We start from the raw sequence: 23310 nt of genomic DNA on the forward strand, positions 1-23310 counted from the left end.
GCCGTCAGCCGTCCGCCGCCAGCTCCTCCCGCAGCCGCTCCGCCATCCCCGTCAGCGCCGCCATTGCCCGGTGCTGGAGGCCGGGGCCGAAGGTGATCCGGGCCGCGCCCAGGGCACCGAGCTCGCGCGGGGCGGGACCGTCCGGTGTCACCACGGCATTGAGGGGGAGGCCGATACCGGCGGCGAGGTCGGCGAGCAGTGGCGGTGGGGCGAGGATCGGATAGACGCAGTCGGCGCCCGCCGCCGCGTACAGCCGGCCCCGTCGGACCGTCTCCTGCGTGTCCTGGACGCCGTGGAGATAGGTATCGATCCGGGCGTTGATCACCAGTGCATCGCCCGCCTCGGCCCGTACCCCGGCCAGCCAGTCCGCCTGTTCCTGCGGGTCCCGCAGGGCGCCGGTGGCGTGATCGGTGTCCTCCAGGTTGCAGCCCACCGCTCCGGCCTCCGCGAGGCGGCCCACCAACTCCTTTGCGGACAGCCCGTATCCGGCCTCCACGTCGGCCGAGACCGGGATGTCCACGGATCGCACGATGCGGGCGACGGCCGCGAACATCTCGTCGGCCGGCGTCTGTCCGTCCTCGTATCCGAGGGAGGCCGCGATGCCCGCGCTCGGGGTGGCGAGCGCCGGGAAACCGGCGTCCGCGAACACCCGGGCGCTGGCCGCGTCCCATGGACCGGGAAGAACCAGGGGCAGCTGGGGCCCGTGGTGCAGGGCGCGCAGGGCCGTGGCAGCCTGAGGGCGGTCCGTGGCGGTCATGCCTGGCCCGGGGCCATGCGGGTGGACACGCCGAAGCGGTTCCAGGCGTTGATCGTGGTGATCAGCGCGATCAGCTGGGCCAGTTCGGCCTGGCCGAAGTGGGCGGCGGCGACGTCGTAGGCGGCGTCGGGAACGAAGCCCTCGGTGAGCAGGGTGACCGCTTCGGTGAGGGCGAGGGCGGCCTGCTCCCTGGGGGAGTAGAAGTCGGTGGCCTCCTCCCAGGCGTTGAGGAGGTAGATGCGCTGCTCGGTCTCGCCGGCCGCGCGGGCGTCCTTGATGTGCATATCGATGCAGAACGCGCAGTGGTTGAGCTGCGAGGCACGGATCTTCACCAGCTCGACCAGCGTCGGGTCGAGGCCCTTCTTCGCCGCCACATCCAGCGCGATCATGGCCTTGTAGACCTCTGGCGCAAGCTTGGCCCACTGCAGACGGGGGCCGTGCCGGTGTGCCGGTGCCGCTGCCCCGGGCGCCGTCGTCTGTGTCGTGTGTGCTGTCTGTGTCGTCTGTGTCGTCATGCCTACGACGCTACGGCGGCAATGGCGCAGCTGTATGGTCCACTTTCATGGAGAATTCCTGGGCCACTTTCGGCCGTGATCTGCACCTGGATCTCACCGGCCCCGGCGGGCCGCGCGCCGCGCTGCTGCGGGCGCTGCGGGACGCCGTACGGTCCGGGCGGCTGGCCCCCGGCACCCGCCTGCCCTCCTCCCGCTCGCTCGCCGTCGACCTCGGCATCGCCCGTAACACCGTCGCCGACGCCTACGCCGAACTGGTCGCCGAGGGCTGGCTCAGCGCCCGCCAGGGCTCCGGCACCCGCGTCGCCGAGAGGGCGCTGCCGCGTGCCACGCCCACCGCCCGGCGCGCCCCCGGCCCGACCGGCCGCGCCGACCGGCCGCGCTTCGACCTCACCCCGGGCAGCCCCGATGTCTCCGCCTTCCCGCGCACCGCCTGGCTGGCCGCCGCCCGCCGCGCGCTGACCGCCGCCCCCAGTGAGGCCTTCGGCTACCACACCTCCCACGGGCGCCCCGAACTGCGCACCGTCCTCGCCGACTACCTCGCCCGCGCCCGTGGCGTACGCGCCGACCCCGACCGCATCGTCGTCTGCACCGGCTTCATGCAGGGCCTGGCCCTGCTCAGCCGCGCCCTGGGTGCCGGACGGCTGGCCGTCGAGTCGTACGGCCTGGACTTCCACCGCGCCGTCATCACCCGCGCGGGCCTGCGCACCGTGCCGCTCCTCGTCGATGAACGCGGCGCCCGCACCGAGGAGCTGACCGGCCTCGACGACGTACGCGCGGCCCTCCTCACCCCCGCCCACCAGTTCCCCACCGGCGTACCGCTGCACCCAGACCGCCGGGCCGCCGCCGTCAACTGGGCACGCGCCGGCGGGGGATTCATCCTGGAGGACGACTACGACGGCGAGTTCCGCTACGACCGCCAGCCGGTCGGCGCCCTCCAGGGGCTGGACCCCGACCACGTCGTCTACCTGGGCACCGCGAGCAAGAGCCTCGCCCCCGCGCTGCGGCTGGCCTGGATGGTGCTGCCGGACCGTCTGGTCGATCCGGTGCTGGCCCTCAAGAGCACCGGCGAATGGCAGTCCGGGGTGCTGGACCAGCTCACCCTCGCCGAGTTCCTGTCCTCGGGCGCCTACGACCGCCATCTGCGCGGGATGCGGCTGCGCTACCGACGCCGGCGCGATCAGTTGGTGGCCGCCCTGGCCGACCACGCACCCCACGTCCGGGTCTCCGGCATCGCCGCCGGCCTGCACGCCGTATTGGAACTCCCGCCCGGCACCGAACAGTCCATCCTCCAGGCCGCCCGCTGGCAGGGCCTCGCCCTGGAGGGACTGAGCCGCTTCCACGACCCGACCGCCCCGCAGGCCTCCCGCGACGCACTGGTAGTGGCCTACGGCACCCCGCCCGACCACTCCTTCGCCGGCGCGCTGGACGCCTTGCTCAGGGCGCTGCCGCCGGGGGAGTAGGCGGGGGAGGAGACGAGAGTACGGGAATTCCGAGGGTGCCGGAATTCCGGATCACCACTCCCGTACGAACGACACCCGGTCGAGCCCCGGCCCGTCGGCCGGCGTGGACGGCGGACCGGAACGGGCGACCGGCGGAAAATCTCCCTCGGTGCGCAGGCTCCCTTGCGATCCGCTCGGTATAAGTCCTCATCATTCCGCTCTCGTCACCACTCTCCCTCGCACCCCCAACTCCCTTGAAGGAAAGGGCAATTGCGGGAAGTTGAGTTATCCGCCGCCGGCCCTCGGGCGCTCGAAGTGGATTGCAGTAGCAAACGAGATCTCATGTCGCGGATTCTGTCACCGGAGCGCGCCTCGTCGTGAACTGCGCTGTTGTGCAACGGCGTTGAGGGTGGTGCGGAGGAAGCTCTCGATGATGTCCCGTACTGACCGCGCGTCACCAGTGCCGACGCCCGTCACATCTGCGCCCCGCGGCGCGCGCCGCGAGGCGCTGTGCAAGCCGCTGCGCGCTGCGCCATTCAGGGTAAATGCGGGGAACGACTATGGCGTGGCGGCCTGATCGGCGCGCCTACTGATGCTATCGACCGGCGGGTTGCCTACCTGGCGGGAGGACGTCGGTATGCAGATGCGAATCTCCGTCGGCTTTCATGACCGATTTCCTTCCCCAGGTTGATGCCCACTTCCCGCAGAAGCTCAAGGTCTTCGGGGAGCTGAACGGCCCGCCACCATCACCGCATCCGGAGGGCCATCACATGGCACCCACCTTTACTTTGGCGTCCGCGACGCCAAATCCGGCAGTCTTCGGACAGACGGTCACCTTGACCGCCACTGTCATCCCACTAGGGCTGGGAACACCCACCGGCACCGTCACCTTCGTCATCGCCGGCGGGCCCACCGTGACGGGCACCCTCGTAGGCGGCACCGCGACCGCCACCGTCAGCAATATCAACGTGGGTTTTCACACCATCACCGCGACCTACAACGGCAGCCCCCAGTTCTCGTCGTCCTCCGGCCTGGCCTCCGTGACGGTGAACAAGGCATCGACGACCACGGCGGTCACGTCATCGCCGGACCCGTCGACCTTCGGGCAGCTGGTCTCCATCACCGCCACCGTCGCGCCGGTCGCGCCGGGTGCGGGTACCCCGACCGGCACGGTCACCTTCGTCATCTCCGGCGGGCCCACCCTGACGGGCACGCTCTCGGGCGGTACGGCGACCGTCACCACGAGCACCCTCAGCGTCGGTACACATGCCATCACCGCGACCTACAACGGCAATACCAACTTCAATGCGTCCGTCGGCACCGACACCCAAACGGTGCAGCCGAGTCTGCTGCCGACGACCACCACGGTGACCTCGTCGCCCGACCCGTCGGTGTTCGGGCAGTCCGTCACCTTCACGGCCACCGTCGCCCCCGTCCCACCCGGCACGGGTACGCCGACCGGCACGGTGACCTTCGTCATCTCCGGCGGCCCCACGCTGACGGCGACGCTCTCGGGCGGAACGGCGAGCGTCAGCACCAGCGGCCTGAGCGTGGGCCCCCACACCGTCACGGCGACCTACAGCGGCAGTGGCAGCTTCGCGGCGTCGAGCGGCACGGACACCCAGACCGTCAACAAGGCGTCCACGACGACCACGGTGACCTCGTCGCCGGACCCGTCGGTGTTCGGGCAGTCGGTGACGTTCACGGCGACGGTGGCTCCGGTGTCGCCGGGTGCGGGTACGCCGACGGGCACGGTCACTTTCGTGATCAGTGGTGGTCCGACGCTGACCGGCACCCTTTCCGGGGGCACGGTGAGCGTGAGCACGAGCTCTCTTTCTCCCGGTTCGCACACGGTCACCGCGACCTACGGCGGTGACGGCAACTTCAACACCTCCAGCGGCACGGACACCCAGACCGTCAACAAGGCGTCCACGACGACCACGGTGACCTCGTCTCCCGACCCGTCGGTGTTCGGGCAGTCGGTGACGTTCACGGCGACGGTGGCTCCGGTGTCGCCGGGTGCGGGCACGCCGACCGGGACGGTCACTTTCGTGATCAGTGGTGGTCCGACGCTGACCGGCACCCTTTCCGGGGGCACGGTGAGCGTGAGCACGAGCTCTCTTTCTCCCGGTTCGCACACGGTCACCGCGACCTACGGCGGCAACGTCAACTTCAACACCTCCAGCGGCACGGACACCCAGACGGTGAACCAGGCGTCGACGACCACGGTGGTCAGTTCGTCGCCGGACCCGTCGGTGTTCGGGCAGTCGGTGACCTTTACGGCGACGGTGGCTCCGGTGTCGCCGGGTGCGGGTACGCCGACGGGCACGGTCACCTTCGTGATCAGCGGTGGTCCCACACTGACCGGCACCCTTTCCGGAGGTACGGCGAGCGTCAGCACCAGTGCGCTTTCCGCCGGTTCGCACACGGTCACCGCGACGTACGGCGGTGATGCGAACTTCACCGGCTCCAGCGGCACGGACACCCAGACCGTCAACCAGGCCTCCACGACCACCACGGTCACGTCCTTCCCCGACCCCTCCGTGACGGGGCAAACGGTCAACTTCACTGCCTTTGTGGGCCCGGTGTTCCCCGGCGGCGGGGTGCCGACCGGAACCGTCACCTTCGTCATCACCAACGGGGTCACGACCGTGACCCTCAGCGATACCCTCGACGGCGCCGGCGTCGCCACCGTCAGCACCAACGGGCTGGTCACGACGGGCGTTTACACCGTCACCGCGACCTACGGCGGCGACGCGAACTTCACCGGCTCCAGTGACACCGACACCCAGACCGTGGCACTGGCGGCGACCACCACCACGGTCACCTCGTCTCCTGACCCGTCCGTGACGGGGCAGCCCGTGACATTCACCGCCACGGTGGCTGCTGTCCTGCCGGGCGTGGGTACGCCGACCGGGACGGTCACCTTCGTGATCACCGGTGGCCCGACGCTGACCGGCACCCTCTCCGGAGGCACCGCGAGCGTGACCACCAGCGCACTGGGCGCCGGTACGCACGCGGTCACGGCGACCTACAGCGGTGACGGCAACTTCACCGGCTCGGTCGGTACGGACACCCAGACGGTGAATCCGGCGTCGACGACCACCACGGTCTCGTCGTCTCCCGACCCGTCGGTCTTCGGCCAGCCGGTGACGTTCACGGCCACGGTGGCTCCGGTGCCGCCGGGTGCGGGGACGCCGACGGGCACGGTCACCTTTGTCATCACGGGCGGTCCCACGTTGACCGGCACCCTTTCCGGGGGCACGGCGAGTGTCACGACGAGCGTCTTGAGCGTCGGCACTCACCCGGTCACGGCGACCTACAGCGGTGACGCCAACTTCACCACCTCCAGCGGTACGGACACCCAGACGGTGGCCCAGGCCGCGACGACCACCACGGTCTCCTCGTCGCCTGACCCGTCTGTGGTGGGGCAGCCGGTGACCTTCAGTGCGACGGTCGCTCCGGTCTCACCGGGTGCGGGTACGCCGACCGGCACGGTCACGTTCTTGGTCACGAACGGGGTCACCACCGTGACTCTCACCGGCACGCTCAGTGGCGGCACGACCAGCGTGACCACCAGCGGGCTGGTGACCGCGGGCGCGTACACCGTCACGGCGACCTACAGCGGTGACGGCAGCTTCACCGGCTCGGTCGGTACGGACACCCAGACGGTGAATCCGGCGTCGACGACCACCACGGTCTCGTCGTCTCCCGACCCGTCGGTCTTCGGCCAGCCGGTGACGTTCACGGCCACGGTGGCTCCGGTGCCGCCGGGCGCGGGGACGCCGACGGGGTCGGTCACCTTCGTGATCACCGGTGGCCCCACGCTGACCGCGCCGCTCTCGGGCGGTACGGCGAGCGTCACCACCAGCACATTGAGCGTCGGCAGCCACCCGGTCACGGCGACCTACAGCGGTGACGCCAACTTCACCACCTCCAGCGGTACGGACACCCAGACGGTCAACCTGGCGTCGACGACCACGACGGTCTCCTCGTCGCCGGATCCGTCGGTGGTGGGGCAGCCGGTGACGTTCACGGCGACGGTCGCACCGGTTTCACCGGGTGCGGGTACGCCCACCGGGACGGTCACGTTCGTGGCGACCGATGGGGTCACCACGGTGACGCTGACCGGGACGCTCAGCGGTGGCACGACCAGCGTGACCACGAGCGGGTTGGTGACCGCGGGCTCCTACGCCGTGACGGGGACCTACAGCGGCGACGGCAGCTTCACGGGTTCCGTCGGTACGGACACGCAGACGGTGGCGCAGGCGTCGACGACCACTTCGGTCTCGTCGTCTCCTGACCCGTCTGTGGTGGGGCAGCCGGTGACGTTCACGGCGACGGTGGCTCCGGTTTCGCCGGGTGCGGGTACGCCGACGGGTACGGTCACGTTCGTGGCGACCGACGGCGTGACGACGGTGACGCTGACCGGGACGCTCAGCGGTGGCACGACCAGCGTGACCACGAGCGGGTTGGTGACCGCCGGCTCCTACACCGTCACGGCGACCTACAGCGGTGACGCCAACTTCACCAGTTCCAGCGGCACCGACACCCAGACGGTGGCCCAGGCCGCGACGACCACTACGGTCTCCTCGTCCCCCGACCCGTCGGTGGTCGGGCAGCCGGTGACGTTCACGGCGACGGTGGCTCCGGTTTCGCCGGGTGCGGGTACGCCGACGGGCACGGTCACGTTCGTGGCGACCGACGGCGTGACGACGGTGACTCTCACCGGGACGCTCAGCGGTGGCACGACCAGCGTGACCACGAGCGGGTTGGTGACCGCCGGCTCCTACGCCGTCACGGCGACCTACAGCGGTGACGCCAACTTCACCAGTTCCACTGGGAATGACACCCAGACGGTGAATCCGGCGTCGACGACCACTACGGTCTCCTCGTCTCCCGACCCGTCTGTGGTGGGGCAGCCGGTGACCTTCACTGCGACGGTCGCACCGGTCTCGCCAGGGGCAGGTACTCCCACGGGCACGGTCACGTTCGTGGCCACCAACGGGGTCACCACGGTGACTCTCACCGGCACGCTCAGCGGCGGCACCACCAGCGTGACCACCGGCGGGCTGGTCACCCCCGGCGCGTACACCGTCACCGCGACCTACAGCGGTGACGTCAACTTCACCACCTCCAGTGGTACGGACACCCAGACGGTGGCGCAGGCGGCGACGACCACTTCGGTCTCGTCGTCTCCCGACCCGTCTGTGGTGGGGCAGTTGGTGACCTTCACGGCAGTCGTCGCGCCGGTCTCACCGGGTGCGGGTACTCCCACGGGCACGGTCACGTTCGTGGCCACCGACGGGGTCACCACGGTGACGCTGACCGGGACGCTCAGTGGTGGGACGACCAGCGTGAGCACGAGCGGGTTGGTGACCGCGGGCGCGTACACCGTGACGGCGACCTACAGCGGTGACGGCAGCTTCACGGGTTCCGTCGGTACGGACACGCAGACGGTGGCGCAAGCGTCGACGACCACTTCGGTCTCGTCGTCTCCCGACCCGTCTGTGGTGGGGCAGTCGGTGACCTTCACGGCCACCGTGGCTCCGGTTTCGCCGGGTGCGGGTACGCCGACGGGCACGGTCACGTTCTTGGTGACCGACGGGGTCACCACGGTGACGCTGACCGGGACGCTCAGCGGTGGCACCACCAGCGTGAGCACCAGCGGGCTGGTGACCGCCGGCCTCTACACCGTCACCGCGACCTACAGCGGTGACGTCAACTTCACCACCTCCAGCGGCACCGACACCCAGACGGTGGCCCAGGCCGCGACGACCACTACGGTCTCCTCGTCCCCCGATCCCTCGGTGGTGGGGCAGTCGGTGACCTTCACGGCCACGGTCGCTCCGGTTTCGCCGGGTGCGGGCACACCGACGGGCACGGTCACGTTCCTGGCGACCGACGGCGTGACGACGGTGACGCTGACCGGGACGCTCAGCGGTGGCACTACCAGCGTGAGCACCAGCGGGCTGGTGACCGCCGGCTCCTACACCGTCACCGCGACCTACAGTGGTGACGCCAACTTCACCACCTCCAGCGGTACGGACACGCAGACGGTGGCGCAGGCGGCGACGACCACTTCGGTCTCCTCGTCTCCTGACCCGTCTCTGGTGGGGCAGTCGGTGACCTTCACGGCCACCGTGGCTCCGGTTTCGCCGGGTGCGGGCACACCGACGGGCACGGTCACGTTCGTGGCGACCGACGGGGTCACCACGGTGACGCTGACCGGGACGCTCAGCGGCGGCACCACCAGCGTGAGCACCAGTGGGCTGGCGACCGCCGGCCTCTATACCGTCACCGCGACGTACAGCGGTGACGCCAACTTCACCACCTCCAACGGGACCGACACTCAGACCGTCAACCAAGCGTCGACGACCACCGCGGTCTCGACATCTCCCGACCCGTCTGTGGTGGGGCAGTCGGTGACCTTCAGTGCGACGGTCGCGCCGGTCTCGCCAGGGGCAGGTACGCCGACGGGCACGGTCGCGTTCGTGGCCACCGACGGCGTGACGACGGTGACTCTCAGCGGGACGCTCAGCGGTGGCACCACCAGCGTGAGCACCAGTGGGCTGGCGACCGCCGGCCTCTACACCGTCACGGCGACCTACAGCGGTGACGCCAACTTCACCACCTCCAGCGGCTCCGACACCCAGACGGTGAATCCGGCGGCGACCACCACCACGGTCTCCTCGTCCCCCGACCCGTCCGTGGCAGGGCAGTTGGTGACCTTCACGGCAGTCGTCGCGCCGGTCTCGCCGGGGGCAGGTACCCCGACCGGAACGGTCACGTTCGTGATCACCGGTGGCCCGACGCTGACCGGCACCCTTTCCGGGGGGACGGCCACCGCGTCGACCACCGCGCTGGGCGCCGGAAGCTTCCCTGTCACGGCGACCTACAGCGGTGACGGGAACTTCGCCGCCTCCAGCGGCTCCGACACCCAGACGGTGGCCCAGGCGGCGACGACCACCACGGTCTCCTCGTCTCCCGACCCGACGGTGTTCGGGCAGACGGTGACTCTCACCGCCACGGTGACGCCGGTCTCACCCGGCGCCGGCACGGTGACCGGCACGGTCGTCTTCGTCATCGACGGCGGTGGGGGCGGCACGCTGACCGGCACCGTCTCCGGGGGCGTCGCCACCGTCACCACCAGCACACTCGACGCAGGGACCCACAACATCACCGCGACCTACGGCGGTGACGCCAACTTCACCACCTCCAGCGGCACCGACACCCAGACCGTCAACCTGGCATCCACGACCACCACGGCCACCTCGTTCCCCGACCCGTCCGTCTCCGGCAACACCGTCGCGATCCTCGCGTTCGTGTCGGCGGTGGCCCCGGGCAGCGGCGTCCCGACCGGGACGGTCAACTTCACCATCACCGACGGGATCACCACCATCAACCTCACCGGGACGCTCGACGGTTCCGGTGTCGCCGCGGTCAGCACCCCGCTGACCACCGGCAACTACCTCATCACGGCGCTTTACGTCGGTGACAGCAACTTCACCGGCTCCAGCGACACCGACACCCAGACCGTCGTGTAACCCGCCGTCCCTTCTCCCGTACAGCGCAACGGCGTCGGGCCGCCCCCGTGAGGGCGGCCCGGCGTCGCGCTGTGTCCGGCGTCGCGCGGTGTTCCGGCGTCGCGCGGTGTTCCGGTGCCGGTGCGGAGCGCGGTACGGGAAGCGGACGCCACCTCATTGCGCCGGGCCGGCGGGTGCCGTTTACGCTGGCTCCGCTCCAACAAATGTTCACGGGGGAAGGCAAGGCATGGCAGAGAAAGCACGCCGGCGGCTGCGGTCGAGCACGGTGATCCTGGGCGGCATGGGGGCGCTGGCCGCCGCGTTGACGTCCTGCGGCTCCGAGCCCGACAAGCGCTGTGTGGACCGCAACAGCTACGACACCCTCCAGGGCTACCGCATCGTCGACTCCAAGAACTGCTCCACAGGCGGCAGTTCGTCCTCCGGAAGCAGCAGCTCCGGCTCCGGCGGATACGGCAAGGCCGGCCGTGGTGGCGGGCTCGGCAAGAAGCCCGTCGACGGCCAGTGGTACTACGACCCGGACAACGCCGGCGGCAAGTACGCCGACGAGGGCACCTTCAGCAAGACCACGGCCGTCAACCGCGGTGGCTTCGGCTGCTCCGGATCGGGCGGCCGGCACGGCTCCTACGGCGGCTGAGCGGACCCGGAAACGGTATGGAACGCCACACCATCGAGCCCCGCCCCGGCTGGCAGCAGACCGTCGAGGCGCAGGGCCTGATCTATCCGCTGACCCGCTACCCGGACGATTCGCTGCGCCCGTACTGGGACGAGAGCGCGTACTACGCGTTCACCCTCCCCGAGGTCGAGGCCCTGGAGGAGGTCGTCGAGGAGCTGCACGGCATGTGCCTGGCCGCGGCCGCGCACATCGTCGAGCACGACCGCTTCGCCGACCTCGGCATCGAGGACCCGCGGCTGGCACGCCTGGTCGCCGAGTCCTGGCGCCGGCGCGAGGAACTTCCCTCCCTCTACGGACGGTTCGATCTGCACTACGACGGCAGCGGACCGGCCAAGATGCTGGAGTACAACGCCGATACGCCGACCTCGCTGGTCGAGGCGGCCAGTCCGCAGTGGTTCTGGATGGAGGAGCGCTTCCCCGGCGCCGACCAGTGGAACTCGCTGCACGAGCGGCTGGTGGCGGCCTGGAAGCGGCAGGCGCCGCTGCTGCCGCCGGGCGCGCCGGTGCACTTCGCGCACTCGGCGGGCGATGAGCTCGGCGAGGACCTGATGACCGTCGCCTATCTGGAGGAGACGGCGCAGCAGGCGGGCCTGGAGACGGTCGCCGTCTCGATGGAGGACATCGGCTGGGACGGGCTGTCGGGCCGCTTCGTCGACCAGCGGCTGCGCTTCCTGCGGGCCTGCTTCAAGCTCTACCCGTGGGAGTGGCTGGCCACCGACGACTTCGGCCCGTTCGTCCTGGACACCCTCGACAACGGCGGCGGTACGGGCTCCACCCTCTGGATCGAGCCCGCCTGGAAGATGCTGCTCTCCAACAAGGCGCTGCTGGCGGTCCTTTGGGAGCTGTATCCGGGGCATCCGAATCTGCTGCCCGCCTACCTCGACGGGCCGCGCGAGCTGGCGCACACCCGTGGCTATGTCGCCAAGCCGCTGCTCGGCCGGGAGGGGGCCGGTGTCACGCTGCACGAGCCGGGCGCCGAACCGGTGCTGCGAGGGCCCGAAGACCCGTGCTGTTACCAGGAGTTGGCGCCGCTGCCGGACTTCGACGGCAATCGGGTCGTGCTCGGTGCCTGGGTCGTCGAGGACGAGTCGGCGGGGCTCGGCATCCGGGAGTCGGCGGGGCCGGTCACCGATGAGTACGCCCGCTTTCTGCCGCATGTGATCCGCTGAGCGGCGGGCGTCGCGTCCGCAGGGGCGGGGCGCAGCGGGCGGCCGGCGGGGCTGCTCGCACGCCGGCCGCCCGCTGCCCGCCCGGGACCCCCGCGTCCCGCGTCCTTCCTATCCGCCCGCTCCCAGCACGCCCCTCAGCCGGCCGAGCCCCCAGTCCAGGTCCTCCTTGCTGATCACCAGCGGCGGCGCGAGCCGGATGGTGGCGCCGTGGGTGTCCTTGACCAGCACCCCGCGCGTCATCAGCCGCTCGGAGATCTCCCGGCCGGTGCCGCGTGACGGGTTGATGTCCACGCCGGCCCACAGTCCACGGCCGCGCACCGCGTCCACCGCGCCGCTGGCCGCCAGCTGCGCCAGCTCGCTGTGCAGATGCTCGCCGAGCTCCGTGGCCCGCTGCTGGAACTCACCGGTCCGCAGCATCGCCAGCACCTCCAGCGCCACCGCGCAGGCGAGCGGGTTCCCGCCGAAGGTCGAGCCGTGCTCGCCCGGCGCGTACACGCCGAGCACCTCACGGGAGGACACCACCGCCGACACCGGCACCACACCCCCGCCCAGCGCCTTGCCCAGCACATACATGTCGGGGACCACGTCCTCGTGCTCACAGGCGAAGGTCCGGCCGGTGCGGCCCAGTCCCGACTGGATCTCATCGGCGATGAACAGCACGTTCCGGCTGCGGGTCAGCTCCCGTACGCCTGCCAGATAGCCCGGCGGCGGTACCAGCACCCCCGCCTCGCCCTGGATCGGCTCCAGCAGCACCGCGACCGTGTGGTCGTCGACGGCCGCCGTCAGCGCGGCCAGGTCGCCGTAGGGGACGATCTCGAAGCCGGGGGTGTACGGGCCGAAGTCGGCGCGTGCCTCGGGGTCGGTGGAGAAGGAGACGATGGTGGTCGTCCGGCCGTGGAAGTTGTGGTCCGCGACGATGATCTTCGCCTTGCCGTCCGGGACGCCCTTGACCCGGTAACCCCACTTGCGGGCCGTCTTCACCGCCGTCTCGACCGCCTCCGCGCCGGTGTTCATCGGCAGCACCAGCTCCATCCCGCACAGCTCGGCCAGCTGCGTACAGAAGTCGGCGAACCGGTCGTGGTGGAAGGCGCGAGAGGTGAGGGTGACCCGCTCCAGCTGGGCCTTGGCCGCGTCGAGCAGCCGGCGGTTGCCGTGCCCGAAGTTCAGCGCGGAGTACCCGGCGAGCATGTCCAGATAGCGCCGGCCCTCCACATCCGTCACCCAGGCACCCTCGGCGGTGGCCACGACGACGGGCAGCGGGTGGTAGTTGTGCGCGCTGTGGGCTTCGGCGGCGGCGATGCTGCGTTCCGTGGACGTCACCGGTGACTCCGTTCGGTAGGCCGTTGGGGCGCGGGCGCTGCCGCGTCCCCCTCCATTGTTGCGCTCGCCCAGTGCCGCGGGCCTGCGAAGATCCGCCGGACAGGGAGCGGGTTGTCCTAAGGGCTGTCCCGTAATCCCTGGCGGGCGCACGACGACAGCTACGGCACCTCGCCGCGTTGTCGGGACATCCGGATACGCCCAGTATCCGGACGTCCCTCCGCCTTGCGACGCACCGCATCTGACGCCGTGCGCTGATCCGCCAGGGATTACGGGACAGCCCTTAGACTCTGCGGTGCGCACCGCGACTGGCGTACGGGGAAGCAACCTCGAGGAAGCGGTGTGCGGCAACCATCACGAGGTGCCGCCCCGCCTGGGCACCCCGGGACCACGACCGGCAACACCGATCGACCGCCCCGGAGGACGCCATGACACTTCCCCTTTCGCATCCCGCGCTGAGCGCTGCCGACCCCGAACTGGCCGCGATGGTCGGCGCCGAGGAGCAGCTCCAGGCCGACACGCTGCGACTGATCCCCAGCGAGAACTACGTCTCCGCCGCCGTTCTGGAAGCCACCGGCACCGTCCTGCAGAACAAGTACAGCGAGGGGTACGCGGGCCGTCGCTACTACGAAGGCCAGCAGAACATCGACCGTGTCGAGACGCTGGCCGTCGAGCGGGCCAAGGCCGTCTTCGGCGTGGAACACGCCAACGTCCAGCCGTACTCCGGCTCGCCGGCCAACCTCGCCGCCTACCTCGCCTTCGCCGAGCCCGGTGACACCGTGCTGGGCATGGCGCTGCCGATGGGCGGCCACCTCACGCACGGCTGGGGTGTCTCGGCGACCGGTACGTGGTTCCGCGGGGTGCAGTACGGCGTCCGTGCGGACAGCGCACTGATCGACTTCGACGAGGTGCGCGACCTCGCCCGCAAGGAACGCCCGAAGATCATCTTCTGTGGTGGTACCGCCGTCCCGCGCACCATCGACTTCGCCGCGTTCGGTGAGATCGCCCGTGAGGTCGACGCCGTACTCGTCGCCGATATCGCCCATATCGCGGGCCTGATCGCGGGCGGCGCCCACCCGTCGCCGGTGCCGCATGCCGACGTCATCTCCACCACCACCCACAAGACCCTGCGCGGCCCGCGCGGCGCCATGCTGATGTCCCGGGCGAGCCACGCCAAGGCCGTCGACAAGGCCGTCTTCCCCGGTCTGCAGGGCGGTCCGCACAACCACACCACCGCCGCCATCGCGGTCGCCCTGCGCGAGGCGGCCGCCCCGTCCTTCCGTGACTACGCGCACGCGGTCGTCGCCAATGCCAGGGCGCTCGCCGAGGCGCTGCTGGCCCGCGGCTACGACCTGGTCTCCGGCGGCACCGACAACCACCTGGTGCTGATCGACCTCACCTCGAAGGGCGTACCGGGCAAGATCGCCGCGAAGGCGCTGGACCGGGCCGGCATCGTCGTCAACTACAACACCGTCCCCTTCGACCCGCGGAAGCCCTTCGACCCCTCCGGCATCCGCATCGGCACCCCGTCCCTCACCTCCCGCGGGCTGGGTACGGACCGGATGCCGCTGGTCGCCGAGTGGATCGACCGCAGCGTCCAGGCCGCGGCCAAGGGCGATGAGGAGGCGCTGGCGGTGATCCGCGGCGAGGTCGCGGAGCTGATGGCCGGCTACCCGGCGCCGGGGCTGCCGACGGACTGACGTCCGCGGCACCTCGGCTCCCGCTTTCCCGGGGGTCTGGCTCCCCGTGTGGCAGGGACCTGTCCGACGGACCGTGGCGGGCCCGCACCGATCCTGGTGGGCTCGCACCGTCGGACAGGTCTCGGCCCGTGGGGCAGGAACCGGCCCATGCGGCAGGCCCGGCCCATGCGGCAGGCCCGGCCCATGCGGCAGGCCCGGCCCGTGGGGCAGGCCCGGCCCATGATCAGCCGGTGAGCCGGACCGGCAGGACGTGGGTGCTGTTGCCGATGAAGCTCGGGTGCGGCGGCAGCTCCGCGTCCGGGACGGCGAGGTCCAGCGCCGGATAGCGGGTGAACAGCGCCTCCAGGGCGACGGTCGCCTCCAGCCGGGCCAGCGGCGCCCCCAGGCAGTAGTGCGGCCCGTGGCCGAAGGAGAGGTGCCGGGCGGCGGGCCGCCGGGTGACCTCGAACCGGTCCGCGTCGGGGCCGTAGGCGTCCGGGTCCTGGCCGGCCGCGGAGTAGGAGGCCAGCATCGGGGTGCCGCGGGGGACGACCGTGCCGCCGATCTCCAGGTCCCGCACCGGATAGCGGAACGGGAAGTGGGCGACCGGGCTGTCGTAGCGCAGCGTCTCCTCGACCACGTCGTCCCAGGTGGCCCGCCCGGTCAGCACCAGCTCCAGCTGCCCGCGGTCGGTGCACAGGGCCCGGACCGCGTTGGTGATCAGATTGAGCGTGGTCTCGTGCCCGGCGATGATCATCAGCAGCAGGGTGCCGACCAGCTCCCGGGCGCTGAGCCGGTCGCCGTCCTCCTCCTGGGCGGCGAGCAGCGCACTGGTCAGATCGTCGCCCGGGTCCGCCCGCCGGGCCTCGGCGACCTGGGTGAGGACGGCGATGATCTCGCGGTGGGCGGCCTGCGCCTCGTCGGCCGTGCCGGTCGTGCCGGTCGTGCTCACGATCAGGTTCGACAGCTCGTGCAGCCGGTCGCGCAACGCGGCGTCCACACCCAGCAGTTCACAGATCACACTCATCGGCAGGGGATAGGCGAAGTGCCGGCGCAGATCCACCGTGCCATCGGCCGCGGCGGCCCGGGGCAGCCCGTCCAGCAGCCCGGCCGTCAGCTCCGCCACCCGGGGCCGCAGCTCCGCCACCCGCCGCGCGGTGAACGCCTTGGTCACCAGGCCGCGCAGCCGCCGGTGATCGGCCCCGTCCGCCGTGGTCATACCGTCGACGGTGGCGAACGTGGTCAGCGGCCAGCCGGGCGGCACGGTGCCGTCGCGCAGGGCGGCGAAGTGGCAGGCGTTCTTGGCGACTTCGGGGTGCGCGAGGACCTCGCGCAGCACCTCGTGCCGGGTGACGGCGACCGCGGGCACCTCCCCGGGCAGCAGGACGGGGACCACCGCCCCGGCCTCCCGCAGCAGCGCATCGGCCGCGGCCCGGCCGGCGCCGCCGGGGGCGAGCGGGTGCGGCCCGTCGGAGCGTGCGGGGCAGGCGGTGCCGGTCGGGGGCGCGGGACGGCGGGCGTCGGTCATCGGCGGTCCTCACAGATCGGGGGCGGAGATCCGGGCGGTGCACGGGCCCATGAGCGCGGCCACGACTTCGGCCGCCCGCACGGTCGGGCCGCGGCCGGCACCCGACCTGTGCCTGGTCATCACGGAGCCACTGCGGGCCACGATTCCAGCTCCCGGCCGCCCCGAACAGGCCGCCGTCCGGCCCCGCGGCGGCCGTTGGCACGACCTGCCCGCGGGCGGAACGCCGCTGTCTCCACCGTCTGCTGCCACCATGCGCCGGGGCCCCTTGCGGACCTGAGACAATCGATGGCATGGCTCTCGATCGCCCGCCCGTCGCCCACCACCACCCTCAGGGGAATGGCTCCGCCATGCAGCGTCCTCCGCGTGTGCTCTCCGGCATTCAGCCCACCGCCGGCTCCTTCCACCTCGGCAATTACCTTGGTGCGGTGCGCCAGTGGGTGGCGCTCCAGGAGTCCCACGACGCCTTCTACATGGTGGTCGACCTGCATGCGATCACCGTCCCGCAGGACCCGGCGGAGCTGCGCCGCAACACCCGGATCGCGGCCGCCCAGCTGCTGGCCGCCGGCCTCGACCCGGAGCGCTGCACACTCTTCGTCCAGAGCCATGTGCCCGAGCACGCCCAGCTCGGCTGGGTGATGAACTGCCTCACCGGCTTCGGCGAGGCGTCGCGGATGACGCAGTTCAAGGACAAGGCCGCCAAGCAGGGCGCCGACCGCACCTCCGTCGGCCTGTTCACGTACCCGATCCTGCAGATCGCCGACATCCTGCTCTACCAGGCCCACCAGGTCCCGGTCGGCGAGGACCAGCGCCAGCACATCGAGCTGACCCGCGACCTCGCCGAGCGCTTCAACGGCCGCTACGGCGAGACGTTCACGATCCCGGCGCCGTACATCCTCAAGGAGACGGCCAAGATCTACGACCTCCAGGACCCGTCGGCCAAGATGAGCAAGTCGGCCGCCAGCGCCAAGGGCCTGATCAACCTCCTCGACGAGCCGAAGGTCTCCGCGAAGAAGGTCAAGAGCGCGGTCACGGACACCGACACCGTGATCCGCTACGACGCCGAGAACAAGCCCGGTGTCTCCAACCTCCTCACCATCTACTCCACCCTCACCGGCACCACGATCCCGGAGCTGGAGCAGAAGTACGAGGGCAAGATGTACGGCGCTCTCAAGACGGATCTCGCCGACGTGATGGTCGAATTCGTCACACCGTTCCGGGACCGTACACAGGAATATCTGGACGACCCCGAGACGCTGGACTCGATCCTGGCCAAGGGTGCGGAGAAGGCTCGTGCGGTGGCCGCCGAGACCCTCGCCACCACCTATGACCGGCTCGGATTGCTGCCGGCCAAGCACTGACGGGACCGTCCGCGCACGGCCGGGAGCGTCCTTACGGCGGGCCGCGCCCGGCCGCGTGGGCTGCACAGAGCCCGGGGCCCTCACCCGTGAGGGTTCATATGCCCGCTCACAAGTCGACCGAGGACGCTCCCCGCGAAGGGCGCGCACCCGGCACACTAAGAGGGTGCGCGAGCGCGCCGCACACACATCAGGAGGGAGAACGCAGTGGGGACCGTAACGCTGGGCGTTTCGATCGCGGTCCCGGAGCCATACGGCAGCTTCCTCCAGAGGACGCGCGAGGGCTTCGGGGATCCCGCCGCATTCGGCATCCCCACGCACATCACCCTCCTCCCGCCGACGGAGGTCCACGCCGACGCGCTGCCCGGCATCGAACGCCACCTCGCCGAGGTCGCCGCCGGCTGCCGCCCCTTCCCGCTGCGCCTGGAAGGCACCGGGACCTTCCGGCCGCTCTCCCCGGTCGTCTACGTCAAGGTCACCGAGGGCGTGACGGGCTGCACCGCCCTCCAGGCCCGGATCCGCGCCGCCTCCGGCCCCTGCGCCCGCGAGCTGCAGTTCCCGTACCACCCGCATGTGACCGTCGCCCACGGCATCGACGAAGAGGCCATGGACCGCGCCCAGACCGGGCTCAGGGACTTCTGCGCGACCTGGACGATCGGCGGCTTCGCGCTCTACGAGCAGGGCCCGGACGCGGTGTGGCGGCTGGAGCGGGAGTACCCCTTCGGGCCGCAGACGGCCGGCGTCCCGCGCCAGGCAGCCGATCTCTCCAGGCCGCCGGCGCCGTCCTGCTGACCGCCGCGGCCTGCCCGCGGAGCGGCGGCCAGGGGCGCACCGCCCGCGGCACCCGCCGCGGCGCCGCCCCCTCGGGCGCAGGGCGTCCCGGTACCCGGGCCGCCGGTAGCCCCACCGCGAGGACGGCGTGTCCTTCGAGCGCCCGGGGACCGCGGCGCGATCTCGGCTGATCCCAAAGACACACCCCGGCGTTCCGGATCTTCCCGGACAGCGGCCTGACATCCTGCACGGACCGGCGGGCAAAAGGGCACGAGGGCAACGAACGCCTTCGACCGTACGAGGGGACGCCATGGACTGGTTGAGCAAACTGCCGGTGATCGGCCCGGCCGCCGGCCGGCTGATGACCACACACCTCTGGCGTGCCTACGAGCGGATGCTCCGGGTGCACTGGACCAGGCTCGCCGCCGCGATCACCTTCACCAGCTTCGTCGCGCTCTTCCCGCTGCTCACCGTCGCCGCCGCGATCGGCGCCGCGCTGCTCAGCGACAGCCGGCTGCACACGCTGGAGGGCAAGATCGCCGAGCAGCTCCCCGGCATCTCGGGACAGCTCGACATCGCCGCACTCGTCGACCACGCCGGCACCATCGGCCTGGTCGCCGGTGCCGCGCTGCTGCTCACCGGCATCGGCTGGGTCGAGTCGCTGCGCGACTGTCTGCGCGCCGTATGGGAGAAGGACAACGAGAAGACCAACTTCTTCCTCGGCAAGCTCCGGGACGGTGTCCTGCTGCTCGGGGTCGGCGGCGTCGCCGTGCTCTCCCTCGCCTGCTCGACCTTCGCGTCCGCCGCGGTCGGCAAGGTGGCCGATGCGATCGGCCTTCCGGAGGGCGGCATCGGCAGCATCCTGCTCTCGGCCGCCGGTTTCGTCATCGCCGTTCTGGCGGACTTCCTGCTGCTCGCCTACATACTGACCAGGCTCCCCGGCGTCCATCCGCCGCGCCGCGCCGTCGTGATCGCCGGCCTCCTCGGCGCGATCGGCTTCGAACTGCTGAAGCTGCTGCTCAGCGGCTATCTCCAGGGCGTCGCCTCGCGCAGCATGTACGGCGCCTTCGGCACCCCGGTCGCGCTGCTGCTGTGGATCAACTTCACCGCGAAGCTGCTGGTGTACTGCGCTTCCTGGACGGCCACGGAGGGGGAGGAGCGCGCGGAGGACGAGGAGCGCAAGGTGCCGGGCGGACCGGAGCGGCCGGAGGTGCCGGAGGGGCGGGAGACGCCGGGCGGGCCGGAGGAGCGGGAGCGGCCCCGGGCGGCCTGACGTCATCCGCCCTCGCGCCGCCCGCGGTCACCCATCCTCCGCCCTCCGCCCTTCGCCCTCTGCCTGCCGCTCGCCGCACCCGCGGCCCCGGCCCGGCGTCCGGCTCGGCACCGTCTCAGACGCGTGCCTCAACTCCGGCTCGGCCCGGCGCACTTCCGGGCCGACTCCGGCTGCCTCCGGGCCCTGCGGTCACTTCCGGGACTGCGGTCACTGCCGGCCCTGCGGTCACTTCCGGGACTGACGGCCCCGCAGCAGCTCCGGCAGCGGCCGCCGCCGGTGCACGGCGAACGCCACGACGCCCAGCAGCGCCAGCACGCCGCCTCCGATGCCCACCGCGGTCCAGGCGCCGCCCGCGCCGCCGGAGCTGTTCAGCGCGGCCTGGGTGCTCTCGTGCGCGCCCTTGCCCTTGCCCTTGGCACTCACGGCGCCGGTGCCGTCGTCCTCGCTCTTGGGGCCGACGAGCCGGCCGACCGGCTCCACCTTGTCGGCCGCCGCGAAGCCCCAGTCCAGCAGCTTGGCGGCCTCCCTGTAGGCCTCGTTGTGCTCCTTTTTCTGCGGGTTCATGACCGTGACGAGGAGCTTGCGGTCGCCGCGCTGGGCGACGCCGGTGAAGGTCGACCCCGCGTTGGTGGTGGAGCCGTTCTTCACCCCCGCGATACCCGGGTACGGCTTCATGTCGTAATCGCCGCTGAGCAGCCGGTTGGTGTTCTGGATGCCGAACGTCGCGCGCTTGCCGCCCTTGCCCTTCTCGCCGGGGAACTGCGCGCTGGCCGTCGAGCAGTACTCGCGGAAGTCGGCGTTCTGCAGCCCCGACCGGGCGAACAGGCTCAGGTCGTACGCGCTGGAGACCTGGCCCGGCGCGTCATAGCCGTCCGGGGTCACCACGTGGGTGTCGTTGGCGTTCAGTTCCTTCGCATGCCGCTGCATCTGCGTGACGGTGGCCGCCGTCCCGCCGTTCATCGCCGAGAGGGTGTGCACCGCGTCGTTGCCGGACCGCAGGAAGACACCCAGCCACAGGTCATGGACCGTATAGCTCAGGTTCTCCTTTATCCCGACGAGGCTGCTGCCCGCGCCCATGCCCGCCAGGTCGGCGGGCTTGACCGTGTGCTTCTGGTCCTTGGGGAACTTCGGCAGCACGGTGTCGGCGAACAGCATCTTCAGGGTGCTGGCGGGCGCGAGCCGCCAGTGCGGGTTCTTGGCGGCCAGCACCTTGCCGGACCGGGCGTCGGACACGATCCACGAGCGGGCCGTCAGCGCGTCCGGGCCCGGCAGCTTCGGGGCACCGGGCGTCTGGGCCACCTGGACGCCGGGCGTGCCCAGCCGGTCCCCGCCGATCTGCGACATCTTCGTCGGCGGCGCGGGAGCCTTGGGATCGGCGTGTGCGGTGCCGGCCAGCAGCGGGGCGGCCAGCAGTCCGGAGGCGGCCAGTGCGGCGACGGTGCGCAGGGGAAAGCCGTTGCGCGCCGCGCGGCCGGCGCTGCCGGTCGCGGCCGAGGCAGCCGATGCGGTCGAGGAGGTCGGATCGGTGGAAGCCGTGGAAGCACAGAAGGTCGTCGGCACGTCGGTGAACGTACCCGTCTTTGCCCCGGACGCCGACAGCACCCCACGGAAGAGTGCCCCTGCCGACCGCCGGATGGAGCCGCTGCCCATACTGGGACACATGAAGCTCTCTCGCCCCGTGTCCTGGTTCCTGCTCGCCTTCGGGGTGTGGAGCTGGTTCATCTGGATCACTTTCGTCAAAAACCTCTGCAAGGACGGGAGCGGTCTCGCCTTCGACGCTGCGGGTGACCCGACTGCCTACTTCTGGGTCCATCTGCTGCTCGCGGTGGCTTCCTTTCTCTTGGGGACGGCGATTGGCGTGATCGGGTTCCGCGGCGTGCGGGCCCTGCGCCGCGAGGCCCCTCAGGGCAGGTCCGACCAGCCCACCGCCCCCTCCTCGTCCGCCTCCTGACCCACGGCCACGGGGAGACGCCGTGATCTTCGCCCTGATCGTGGTCCCGGTCCTCGGACTGTTCTTCGGCGTGCACCGCTACCTGTGGTGCCGGCTCGTCCGCGACACCACGACACCGGGCAGCCGGCCGCGCCGTACGGGCACCGCCGCCGCCTTCGTCCTCCCCCTGACGACCCTCGCCGCCCTGCTGGCCGGCCGCGCCGGCGCCCCCTTCCCCCTCCAGCAGGCACTGGCCTGGCCCGGCTATCTCTGGCTGGCGCTGGTGCTCTATCTCACACTGGCGCTGCTGGTGGGGGAGGTGGTCCGGGGGGTGGGGCTATGGGCGCTCCGCGGCCGCGAGCCGGACGGAGCGACGCCGCCGGCCGCCGCCGTCCCGGCTCCCGCACCGTCCCCCGACCCGCCCCGCGCCCCGTCCCCCTCCGAGGCGCCCACGCTCCTCCCGCCCCGCACCCCCGCCCTGCCGCCGCTCGCCGTTCCGCCCCGCCGCCTCTTCCTCGCCCGAGCGGTCGCCGCCGGTGCCTCCCTCGCCGCCACGGCCGCCGTCGGTTACGGCACCGCGACCACCCTCCGCGGACCGGTCGTGAAGCGCGTCACCGTCCCCCTGGCCAAACTGCCGCGCGCCGCCCACGGCTTCCGGATCGCCGTCGTCAGCGATATCCACCTGGGCCCGGTCCTGGGCCGCGCCCACACCCGGCGGATCGTCGAGACCATCAACCGCACCCAGCCCGACCTGGTGGCCATCGTCGGCGACCTGGTCGACGGCAGCGTCGCCGACCTGGCCCCGGCCACCGAACCGCTGCGCGGGCTGCGCTCCCGGCACGGCGCGTTCTTCGTCACCGGCAACCACGAGTACTACTCGGGCGCGGCCCCCTGGGTCGACCACGTACGGGAGTTGGGCATCCACCCGCTGGAGAACGCCCGCACCGAACTCCCCGGCTTCGACCTCGCCGGCGTCAACGACGTCACGGGCCAGACCGAACACGCGGGCCCGGACTACGACCTGGCCCTGGGCGGCCGGGACCCGTCCCGCGCCGTCGTCCTGATGGCCCACCAGCCGGTCACCATCCACGACACCGTGCGGTTCGGCGTGGACCTCCAGCTCTCCGGCCACACCCACGGCGGCCAGATGTGGCCCTTCACCTACGTCGTCGCCGCCACCAACCCCACCGTCGCCGGCCTGAAGCGCTACGGCGACACCCAGCTCTATGTCACCCGCGGTGCGGGCACCTGGGGACCACCGGTACGGCTGGGGGCACCGCCGGACATCACGGTGGTCGAACTCGCTGCGCTGCGTGCGTGATCGATATCCGGCGAGGCTGCGCCGCGAAGATAACAA

At 71.4% G+C, this 23310-nt stretch carries 15 protein-coding genes and 1 riboswitch; of the genes, 10 read left to right on the forward strand and 5 right to left on the reverse strand.

The window, feature by feature from the left end; all coding sequences use genetic code 11:
- Positions 1 to 4: 4 nt before the first annotated feature.
- Together ACWGI6_RS31445 and ACWGI6_RS31450 are read right to left on the reverse strand one after the other, a co-directional pair.
- A complete protein-coding gene (locus ACWGI6_RS31445; RefSeq protein WP_453270651.1) occupies positions 5 to 757 on the reverse strand; it encodes an isocitrate lyase/PEP mutase family protein in 753 nt (250 codons plus the stop codon).
- Positions 754 to 1272: a carboxymuconolactone decarboxylase family protein gene (locus tag ACWGI6_RS31450; RefSeq protein WP_453270652.1), complete on the reverse strand. Its 519-nt coding sequence runs from the start codon at positions 1270 to 1272 to the stop codon at positions 754 to 756. Before ACWGI6_RS31450 ends, ACWGI6_RS31445 begins: the two co-directional genes overlap by 4 nt.
- 47 nt (positions 1273 to 1319) lie before the next feature.
- Between ACWGI6_RS31450 and pdxR the strand changes: the two genes are divergently transcribed.
- The 4 genes from pdxR (at position 1320) to ACWGI6_RS31470 (ending at position 12100) form a co-directional block, all read left to right on the forward strand.
- The gene (pdxR, locus tag ACWGI6_RS31455) at positions 1320 to 2732 is read left to right on the forward strand and encodes a MocR-like pyridoxine biosynthesis transcription factor PdxR (protein WP_453270653.1); all 1413 of its coding nucleotides are present in this window, start codon (positions 1320 to 1322) and stop codon (positions 2730 to 2732) included.
- A gap of 644 nt (positions 2733 to 3376) precedes the next feature.
- Positions 3377 to 10258: an Ig-like domain repeat protein gene (locus ACWGI6_RS31460; protein ID WP_453270654.1), complete on the forward strand. Its 6882-nt coding sequence runs from the start codon at positions 3377 to 3379 to the stop codon at positions 10256 to 10258.
- 226 nt (positions 10259 to 10484) lie between these two features.
- A complete protein-coding gene (locus ACWGI6_RS31465; protein ID WP_453270655.1) occupies positions 10485 to 10892 on the forward strand; it encodes a hypothetical protein in 408 nt (135 codons plus the stop codon).
- A 17-nt stretch (positions 10893 to 10909) separates the two neighbouring features.
- Positions 10910 to 12100 carry a glutathionylspermidine synthase family protein gene (locus ACWGI6_RS31470; protein ID WP_453270656.1) on the forward strand — a complete coding sequence of 397 codons (1191 nt, stop codon included), beginning with the start codon at positions 10910 to 10912 and terminating at the stop codon, positions 12098 to 12100.
- Positions 12101 to 12208: 108 nt separating this feature from the next.
- Here the strand turns inward: ACWGI6_RS31470 and rocD are convergent, their stop codons facing one another.
- Complete coding sequence (gene rocD / locus ACWGI6_RS31475; protein ID WP_453270657.1) at positions 12209 to 13420, reverse strand: ornithine--oxo-acid transaminase; 1212 nt, start codon at positions 13418 to 13420, stop codon at positions 12209 to 12211.
- A 291-nt stretch (positions 13421 to 13711) separates the two neighbouring features.
- Positions 13712 to 13803, forward strand: a riboswitch (ZMP/ZTP riboswitch).
- 42 nt (positions 13804 to 13845) lie between these two features.
- Between rocD and ACWGI6_RS31480 the strand changes: the two genes are divergently transcribed.
- The gene (locus ACWGI6_RS31480) at positions 13846 to 15117 is read left to right on the forward strand and encodes a serine hydroxymethyltransferase (protein ID WP_453270658.1); all 1272 of its coding nucleotides are present in this window, start codon (positions 13846 to 13848) and stop codon (positions 15115 to 15117) included.
- Between the two features lie 223 nt (positions 15118 to 15340).
- On the opposite strand, the gene ACWGI6_RS31485 is transcribed toward ACWGI6_RS31480, so the two are convergent.
- Positions 15341 to 16624, reverse strand: a complete 1284-nt coding sequence (locus ACWGI6_RS31485; protein WP_453270659.1) for a cytochrome P450 family protein — start codon at positions 16622 to 16624, stop codon at positions 15341 to 15343.
- 347 nt (positions 16625 to 16971) lie between these two features.
- Here ACWGI6_RS31485 and trpS point away from each other — a divergent pair, with 347 nt between their 5' ends.
- From trpS to ACWGI6_RS31500, 3 genes are all read left to right on the forward strand, one after another.
- The gene (trpS, locus tag ACWGI6_RS31490; protein ID WP_393906718.1) at positions 16972 to 17982 is read left to right on the forward strand and encodes a tryptophan--tRNA ligase; all 1011 of its coding nucleotides are present in this window, start codon (positions 16972 to 16974) and stop codon (positions 17980 to 17982) included.
- Between the two features lie 204 nt (positions 17983 to 18186).
- Entirely contained in the window at positions 18187 to 18771 is a 585-nt protein-coding gene (locus ACWGI6_RS31495; RefSeq protein WP_393906634.1) for a 2'-5' RNA ligase family protein, read from the forward strand.
- A 289-nt stretch (positions 18772 to 19060) separates the two neighbouring features.
- The gene (locus tag ACWGI6_RS31500; protein WP_453270660.1) at positions 19061 to 20023 is read left to right on the forward strand and encodes a YihY/virulence factor BrkB family protein; all 963 of its coding nucleotides are present in this window, start codon (positions 19061 to 19063) and stop codon (positions 20021 to 20023) included.
- Between the two features lie 225 nt (positions 20024 to 20248).
- Here the strand turns inward: ACWGI6_RS31500 and ACWGI6_RS31505 are convergent, their stop codons facing one another.
- Entirely contained in the window at positions 20249 to 21673 is a 1425-nt protein-coding gene (locus ACWGI6_RS31505; RefSeq protein ID WP_453270693.1) for a D-alanyl-D-alanine carboxypeptidase family protein, read from the reverse strand.
- Positions 21674 to 21683: 10 nt separating this feature from the next.
- Here ACWGI6_RS31505 and ACWGI6_RS31510 point away from each other — a divergent pair, with 10 nt between their 5' ends.
- Entirely contained in the window at positions 21684 to 21974 is a 291-nt protein-coding gene (locus tag ACWGI6_RS31510; RefSeq protein WP_453270661.1) for an SCO4848 family membrane protein, read from the forward strand.
- Positions 21975 to 21996: 22 nt separating this feature from the next.
- Positions 21997 to 23274 carry a metallophosphoesterase gene (locus ACWGI6_RS31515; protein ID WP_453270662.1) on the forward strand — a complete coding sequence of 426 codons (1278 nt, stop codon included), beginning with the start codon at positions 21997 to 21999 and terminating at the stop codon, positions 23272 to 23274.
- Positions 23275 to 23310 lie beyond the last annotated feature (36 nt).

The sequence above is a fragment of the Streptomyces sp. NPDC054786 genome, assembly GCF_053611685.1.